Here is a 7028-nt window from a genome sequence, read left to right on the forward strand (position 1 = left end):
TTTTTATCGAGTACAGATGTGAAGTTTCAATGAAGCGAAGTGACTCACAGTAAATGCACGGAGAAGGGCGGCAATTTTCATCCCGGTGGGGTAGAATCGGGGGAAGTGGCCGATCGCCGCCCGGTGGACGAGGAGAACGGGGGTGCTAACGACTCAGGGTAAAATAAAACGCGGCACCTCGATTCACCTCACCCATTGCCCAGACTTGTCCTCCGTGGCGATTGATGATGCGCCTCACTGTTGCCAAACCGATGCCGGTGCCTTCAAACTCACTGCTGGAGTGCAGGCGCTGAAAGGGGGCAAACAGTTTTGCGGCATAGGTCATATCGAATCCTGCGCCGTTATCGCGCACGAAATACACCGGTTGGTGGGGTGGGACTTCTGTATTGCGAGTTGACAATTTGTCATAGCCCTGGGCGATGAGGGCGCAGCGATCCGTTACTCCGAGTTCGATGCGCGCTTGCGGGACTTTGCGGGTAAATTTCCACGCATTACCCAGCAGATTTTCCAAGAGTACCCGAATCAGACGCCGATCGCCTTGTGCGATCGCCGTGGGTGCGATCGCGAATTCCACCGATCGCCGGGGTTCCATTTGCTGCAAATCCTTGGCGATCGCCTGAGCCATTTGACTCAGATTCACCGATTCGCGCTGCATCTGGGTGCGATTTAACCGCGACAAGCGCAGCAAATCGGCAATCAGTTGGCCCATGCGTTGGGTGGCGACGCGCATCCGTTTGAGGTAATGTTGACCTAACTCATCGAGTCCATCGCTATAGTCTTCCAATAACGCCTGGGCGAAACCATCAATCGTCCGCAATGGTGCCCTCAAATCGTGGGAAACCGAATAGCTAAACGCTTCGAGTTCTTTATTAGTTGCTTTTAATTGCACCGTATATCGGGCTAAAGTTTCATTCAGATTCCTGACTTCCGCTTCGGCTTTTTTCCGCTCGGTGATATCCTTAAACGTGACCACCGCGCCAATCGTTTCTCCTGAGTCTTGCAGGGGGGCGATCGCATATTCCACCGGAAAAGATATCCCATCCGAGCGCCAAAACACCGCATCGCTCACGTGATAAATTCCCCCCGATTCTAAAACGCGATCGAACGGGTTTTCTGCATCGGGCGAGCAGGTTTCCCCCGGCGGGGACGACCAGAACTTTTCCATCGGGATGCCAATTAATTCTCCCACGTCATATCCGAGCATCTGCGCCCCAGCGGGATTGACAAAAGTGGTTCGCCCGTCGCGATTTAAGCCAAAAATGCCTTCCCCGGCGGAATTTAAAATTAACTTATTTAATTGCGTCGTCAGTTCGTGAATTTGGGACTGGGCCACCAGTAATTGATGAGAATCTAAAAGTTTGTAGACATGCGGCGCAACCCGAACTACAATCGGTTCGTCCAAAAACTCCGGCGATCGCTGTAAAGAGCGTCTCGCCGCCATCAAAATTAACGTCTCTCCCGGGAAAATCAAAATCTCGGTTTCCGTCAAGGCATATAACGCCTTAATCGGACGCCGGATAAACAATTCTAACCCATAAGGACGGCTTAAATGCTCGAAAAATTGCCGTCTCGACATCATTCCCACAAAGCGATCGCCCTCTACAATCGTCACCCCCGGAAGGAGAGGATTGTCGGAAAACGCCTGTGCGATTTCACCCCCCGGCGTCGAGGACTCCACTTGAAAATCATAAAGCGTCAGCTCTAACAAGGTTGAGCTTAACCGTAAGTTCCGCAGAACGTCCTTTGACAAGGATCCACCCGATAACACGGCATCAGATTTTTTTAGTACAAACACATCCAACGACCCTAAACTGGTACTTTCGTAAAATCAACAGATTTTTCTCTATTATCTATTTTCCCTGAAAAACATGCAACCCAGATTGGGATTTATCATTCTTTAATGTAGGTTAAATTTTCGTTAAGCTATGGTAAAGCGTAACCCACTTGACAGAGTTGAGAAAATTGCGGTTAAAAATGGCTAAATCGACATTTTACAGTCACTTTACCCGGTTGCGTTTCCCTTCCTCCTTCGATGTCGCAAGCAAGATGCACCCACTTTTGGATAATATTGCAGGTAAAATAACTCAATTTGATATGACACAGACACCCTCGCCATCACTGGGAGTTCCCCGGTTACATTGATTCAGGTTCGTATCCTTCAGAAATACTGTCCGTTCATCGAATCAACCTGCACCTATGATTCCCATCGACGATAACATCCCCACTCGCACGCGACCCCTCGTCACTTCCGCCCTGATTGGGTTAAATGTGGCTTTATTTATCCTGGAAATTAAACTCGACCTAGCAGGGGAATTGACTGATTTTCTGCAAACCTGGAGCGTAGTTCCCGATCGCATCCTCGCCGTGGTCACCGATGCGATCGCCCATCAAAATCCCGCCGCTTGGGTAACTTTGATTTTCATGTCCGCAACATCTTTTGTCCTCGGCATGTTTCTGCATGGGAGCATTAGTCAAATTTTAGGAAATTTGCTATTTTTGTGGGTATTTGGCAAGCGGGTCGAGCAGATTTTAGGCCACGGACGATTTTTAATCTTTTACTTGCTCTGTGGCATCCTCAGCGCCATCGCTCAAGTGGCGATCGCTCCGGATTTAACCGTACCTTTAGTCGGAGCTAATGGCGCGATCGCCGCTATCCTCGGCGCATACTTTCTGAACTTTCCCAAAGCCAAAATCGACACCATTCTACCCTTAATTATCCTGTTTATTCCCATCGAACTTCCCATCAGTTTCTACTTGCTCTGGTGGTTCGTCCAGCAACTCTTTTATGGCATCGGCAAGCTGGCGGTTATCGGCGGCGTAAATCCGTTCAGCATCGGCTACTGGGCGCATGGAGTGGGATTGATTATCGGTGCCGGATTAGTTCCGTTCTTCGTCAAATATAAACCCAACCGGGCTATTTATTAAGTTTAAATTCTCCCAGCCTTCCTGTAAGCGAGTAAAAAAAAGAGAAGATGGGAAAAATATTCCCTCTCTTCTCTCTCAAACCCATTGATTTAAACTTGCAAAACCTATTTAATTCATCAAAAATTGAAAATCAAAAATTGCTCAAGTCTTAATTCTTAATTCTCAATTTTTCCTGGGTGAATCTAACTCGAAGTCTGGACAGCGATCGCCACCCGGACCATCCGGATGGACCGCACAAAGCAAATGCGGATCCCCGGAGTAAAACCGACAGCGATCGCACCCGGCGAACTTTCCGCGCTTCTTTTGCCTTCTCAAGCGCCAAAACACCCCGCGATACTTGCCCGATATTTCCGACTGCGGCGTTTCCACAGCAGGCGCTAGATTGTAGCTGACACCGCGATACATGAGTTTCATTACTGTAACCTGTAACAGACTTCGATGGTTGTTGACACCAAAAGGCAAACCAGGGTTTTACACCCTTGTCCCCTGGGGTAGAAGTTCCCAGAGACATCCGGGTGTAAAAAACACCTGTAATGCCCGAAATTAGTTCTTCAACACCTCAATCGTTACATCAGCAAAGGGGGCACAGGACCAATCCTCGGGAGGATTTCGAGGCAACGATCCTGCGAGAAAAGGGAAAAAACTCAGACAACTGGGGAGAAGCGATCGCGCCCCATTAATACAGCACCATCATCAAACGCTTGCGATACTCCTTCGTCACCGGATGGTTATTTCCCAGCAACTCAAAAATCGACAGCATTGCCTTTCGCGCCCCATCAGACTTGAACTGTCTGTCAGTTTCCACAATCTCCAAAAAAAGCTGCAATGCCGACTCATGTTCTCCGTCTAACGTCAGACAACATGCCCGAGAAAACTTGCTCTCTAGCTCTCCATTTCCCGACGGATTGACGCACTCTGCCTTAAACTGAATTAACGCCTTTACCGCTTGCGCCTCAGCAAAAAATTCCCGTTCGTCCATTTGAATTGGCGAGAGCAATTCCTCAGCTTTTTCCAGCTTATCCTCACTAATATAAAACTTTGCCGCTTCAATTAAAACCCGGCGATGTTCGGGATATTGGGTCAGCAACGACGCGAACAGTTCCGCCACTTTGCTGCGATTTCCCGCCAACAATTCTTGCCGAATTGCATCGAGCTTTTCATCCAATTGCGATTTGATATTGCATTTCACCAACAATTCGCGCAATTGAGGTTCCGGTAAAACTCCCACAAAGCCATCGATAATTTCGCCATTGCGGATAATTTTTACATCCGGCACTCCTTCCACGCGAAATGCTTGGGCGATGGATTGATTCTCATCGATATTCAGTTTTGCCACAATGCAATCGTACTCTTGCGCCACCTTTTCCAATATCGGCTTTAACATTTGGCAAGGCCCGCACCACACTGCATAAAAGTCCACGATAACGGGAATTTCGTAAGACTTTTCTAGGACTTCTTCTTCAAAATTGTGGTCGTAGACATCGATAGAATATCCCATTGGTTTCTCTGTGCTTTACAAGACTGCTCGCTTTTTATTGTAATCCGCCAATGGCATTCCGGAACTTTTCCTCAATTCAATGTGACGGGAAAAATCCGCACCTTGGGGAGGGTTGCCCCGGCGGTAGTGGATGGGAGGAGGAGTAGGGTGGGAAAATATTTGGCCACCCTACAGGTGGTGTTTAATGGGACGATGGAGCGTCAGTCATAATTGAATTTATTTTTAAAATTTGGGAGTGGGTGGGAGAGAATTGAGAGAGACAAAAACCGCAGAATTTAGCTTAAAACAGCGGCAAATCCAAGAGGAATCCCGTTAACACCTCTTCTCCGGATAACCGGGAAGGAAGTTTCTGGATTTCGGGTTGGGTATTGGGGCGATAAATCTCTGCCTGTTGCTGTTGCGGATCGATTAACCATCCTAACTGTAGTCCGCTATTGAGATACTCTTGCATTTTTGCCTGGAGGGGTGGGAGGGGGTCGGTTTTCGATCGCAACTCGATAACAAAGTCGGGAGAAATGGGGGGAAACGCTTCTTGTTGTTCTGGGGTTAATGCGGACCAACGCTCTAGTGTTACCCAGGCGACATCGGGAGAGCGATCGCCGCCATTGGGCAAGCGAAAAATTGTTGATGAGCTAAATACTTTTCCTTGTTGGGTTTGCCGATTCCAAATCGCGACTTCGGCAATTAAATCAGCTTCTTGATTTCCGCTTACTCCGCCCACCGGTGGGATAATGACTAATTCCCCTTTAGCGGTTCGTTCCAATTGCACATCGCGATTCACCTGACAAAGCCGCTCGAATTGTGCGTCAGTGAGTCCGACATTTTCTAAATTTAGCACCACCGGATTCATTAACTCAACTCTCCTGCAATCGTCTGGAAATTTGGGGAGGGGGAGGCAAGGTAGAGACGCTTTGAAATCGCGTCTCTACAGGTAGGAATTTGCCGTGGAACCTGGGAACGAGTGGCGGAGAAAATGTTGTATAGCGGCAGAGTTTTCCCTACCGCTATGATGGCGATTAGCGCAACCCCAACCAAGTCCATAAATCCTGGCGAGTGATGAATTCCAGGATGAGGAGAGCGACAAAACCAATCATGGCAAATCGCCCATTAATGCGTTCGGCATATTCGGTCCAACCGAAAGCGGGTTGTGGGGGTTGGGGTTCGTCGGTGGTGGGTTGTGGGGTGGGGGTTTCGGGTTGTTCGGAGGTCATGGTTTTTTACTGTTGGACGTCGGTATTGGATTGGGAGTTTAGTGCTTGAACGGATTCGATGAGCGATCGCACCTCATCGGTGCCTTCAGAGGGGTCAAATGTCAGGGGGAATTTGCCGCGAGTCATCACGCGCAATCCCACCGGACCGAGACTGAGCAATCCTTTAATATCTTTAAAGTAGTTGCCCACTACCATGACGGCAAATTTGCGTTCGTCAACCCAACCGCCTTTTTTGACTAAATCGAGCAAGACTTTGCGGTGACGAACCGGACGAGAATCGCTAGCATCTTTGCGATCGAGAATTTCATCTTTAATTTTGCCGATTTTGTCCATTGGTTCGACGCCCATCGGACAGACAGAATTGCAGTAAAAGCAACGGGTACAACCCCAGACGCCGAAGGTATCTTGGTTGTATTTTTCCACCCGTTCTTCCGTGCGATCGTCCCGGGTATCTTCCACCATGCGATAGGCTTTTGCCAGGGCGTGGGGACCGACAAAATTGGGATTGACTTCCCGGGCGTTACATTCAGAATAGCAGGCACCGCAGAGGATGCAATTGCCACTATCGGCGAGACGCGATCGCGCTTCTGGGGACTGGAGAAATTCGCGTTCTGGAATCTGGCGCGCGTCGGTACTCACATAGGGGTCGATCGCCTCGAGATTTTTCCAGAACCCGGACATATCCACCACCAAATCTTTGATGACGGGCATATTGCCCATCGGCGCAATGGTAATTTCGGGAATGGCATCCTCGGTAGTGGGGTGAGGCGGTCCGCCCGGTAATGCCTCGGAGATTTCGGACTGGGGGCGCAAGGAGTCATTGCCAGGGTCGGAGGTTTCGAGCTGAGTTTGTTGGCGAATGCGCTCCATTCTGGCGAGTTCGTCGCCAATGTTTTCTTTACAAGCGAGGGCCGATCGCCCGTTAATTCGCATACCGCAACTGCCACAAATGGTGTTGCGACAATTTTTGCGGAAGGCCAGGGTGCCGTCTTGCTCCCATTTTATGCGATTGAGACAATCGAGAATGGTATTTCCCGGTTCGACATCCAGGGTGTAGGTCTGAATGTTGGGGGCGGCATTTTGAATTTGTCGAACGACTTTAAATAAAACTTGCATGGGTGACACAGAATCGCGTCTGGGAACTGCTGTGTTTTATTGTACGCCGATTCCGGGGGTCTCGGGTCTTTCGCGCCAATTGTGGCAATGTTGCACTGTAGATTTCGCCCTGCGCCCGCCACGGTTTTGGGGGAGGATGTGAATCGAACAGCAGGGGCGATCGCCACTGCCGTCGGATAAGAATGGCAATATAAAAGAGTAGGTGCGAATCGTTCCCGCCAAAGTCAAGGTTGAAATACCGAAAACGTAAGCGGGGCAAGGAATCTAAGGCTTAAAGC

General features: G+C 49.3%; 10 protein-coding genes. 3 read left to right on the forward strand and 7 right to left on the reverse strand.

The annotated features are described in order from the left end of the window. The first annotated feature begins 39 nt into the window (after positions 1 to 39). A complete protein-coding gene (locus tag LKK83_RS12675; protein WP_324631509.1) occupies positions 40 to 162 on the forward strand; it encodes a hypothetical protein in 123 nt (40 codons plus the stop codon). Here LKK83_RS12675 and LKK83_RS12680 read toward each other — a convergent pair. Further along, positions 146 to 1750: a sensor histidine kinase gene (locus tag LKK83_RS12680; protein WP_324631510.1), complete on the reverse strand. Its 1605-nt coding sequence runs from the start codon at positions 1748 to 1750 to the stop codon at positions 146 to 148. The genes LKK83_RS12675 and LKK83_RS12680 overlap by 17 nt on opposite strands. A 446-nt stretch (positions 1751 to 2196) precedes the next feature. On the opposite strand from LKK83_RS12680, the gene LKK83_RS12685 reads away from it, so the two are divergent. Continuing rightward, on the forward strand, positions 2197 to 2925 hold the full coding sequence (locus LKK83_RS12685) for a rhomboid family intramembrane serine protease (protein WP_324631511.1): 729 nt from the start codon (positions 2197 to 2199) through the stop codon (positions 2923 to 2925). A 162-nt stretch (positions 2926 to 3087) separates the two neighbouring features. Here the strand turns inward: LKK83_RS12685 and LKK83_RS12690 are convergent, their stop codons facing one another. Together LKK83_RS12690 and LKK83_RS12695 are read right to left on the reverse strand one after the other, a co-directional pair. Further along, positions 3088 to 3339 carry a DUF4278 domain-containing protein gene (locus LKK83_RS12690; RefSeq protein ID WP_324631512.1) on the reverse strand — a complete coding sequence of 84 codons (252 nt, stop codon included), beginning with the start codon at positions 3337 to 3339 and terminating at the stop codon, positions 3088 to 3090. A gap of 262 nt (positions 3340 to 3601) precedes the next feature. Beyond that, positions 3602 to 4423, reverse strand: a complete 822-nt coding sequence (locus LKK83_RS12695) for a tetratricopeptide repeat protein (RefSeq protein WP_324631514.1) — start codon at positions 4421 to 4423, stop codon at positions 3602 to 3604. A gap of 81 nt (positions 4424 to 4504) precedes the next feature. Here LKK83_RS12695 and LKK83_RS12700 point away from each other — a divergent pair, with 81 nt between their 5' ends. Next, on the forward strand, positions 4505 to 4633 hold the full coding sequence (locus tag LKK83_RS12700) for a hypothetical protein (RefSeq protein ID WP_324631515.1): 129 nt from the start codon (positions 4505 to 4507) through the stop codon (positions 4631 to 4633). A gap of 70 nt (positions 4634 to 4703) precedes the next feature. On the opposite strand, the gene LKK83_RS12705 is transcribed toward LKK83_RS12700, so the two are convergent. The 4 genes from LKK83_RS12705 to LKK83_RS12720 form a co-directional block, all read right to left on the reverse strand. After that, entirely contained in the window at positions 4704 to 5273 is a 570-nt protein-coding gene (locus LKK83_RS12705; protein WP_324631516.1) for a Uma2 family endonuclease, read from the reverse strand. Between the two features lie 166 nt (positions 5274 to 5439). Further along, positions 5440 to 5634, reverse strand: a complete 195-nt coding sequence (locus tag LKK83_RS12710) for a chlorophyll a/b-binding protein (protein ID WP_324631517.1) — start codon at positions 5632 to 5634, stop codon at positions 5440 to 5442. 6 nt (positions 5635 to 5640) lie between these two features. Beyond that, a complete protein-coding gene (locus tag LKK83_RS12715; protein WP_324631518.1) occupies positions 5641 to 6750 on the reverse strand; it encodes a succinate dehydrogenase/fumarate reductase iron-sulfur subunit in 1110 nt (369 codons plus the stop codon). 36 nt (positions 6751 to 6786) lie between these two features. Then, positions 6787 to 6978, reverse strand: a complete 192-nt coding sequence (locus LKK83_RS12720) for a hypothetical protein (protein WP_324631519.1) — start codon at positions 6976 to 6978, stop codon at positions 6787 to 6789. Positions 6979 to 7028: the final 50 nt, after the last annotated feature.

It is taken from the genome of Phormidium sp. CCY1219 (assembly GCF_035615515.1).
Taxonomy (GTDB): Bacteria; Cyanobacteriota; Cyanobacteriia; order Cyanobacteriales; family Laspinemataceae; genus CCY1219.

Excerpts from the sequence above, each read along its gene's own strand:
- LKK83_RS12695 (WP_324631514.1), bottom strand. The coding sequence starts at position 4,423 with ATGGGATATTCTATCGATGTCTACGACCACAATTTTGAAGAAGAAGTC.
- LKK83_RS12690 (WP_324631512.1), bottom strand. The coding sequence starts at position 3,339 with ATGAAACTCATGTATCGCGGTGTCAGCTACAATCTAGCGCCTGCTGTG.
- LKK83_RS12685 (WP_324631511.1), top strand. The coding sequence starts at position 2,197 with ATGATTCCCATCGACGATAACATCCCCACTCGCACGCGACCCCTCGTC.
- LKK83_RS12705 (WP_324631516.1), bottom strand. The coding sequence starts at position 5,273 with ATGAATCCGGTGGTGCTAAATTTAGAAAATGTCGGACTCACTGACGCA.
- LKK83_RS12710 (WP_324631517.1), bottom strand. The coding sequence starts at position 5,634 with ATGACCTCCGAACAACCCGAAACCCCCACCCCACAACCCACCACCGAC.
- LKK83_RS12715 (WP_324631518.1), bottom strand. The coding sequence starts at position 6,750 with ATGCAAGTTTTATTTAAAGTCGTTCGACAAATTCAAAATGCCGCCCCC.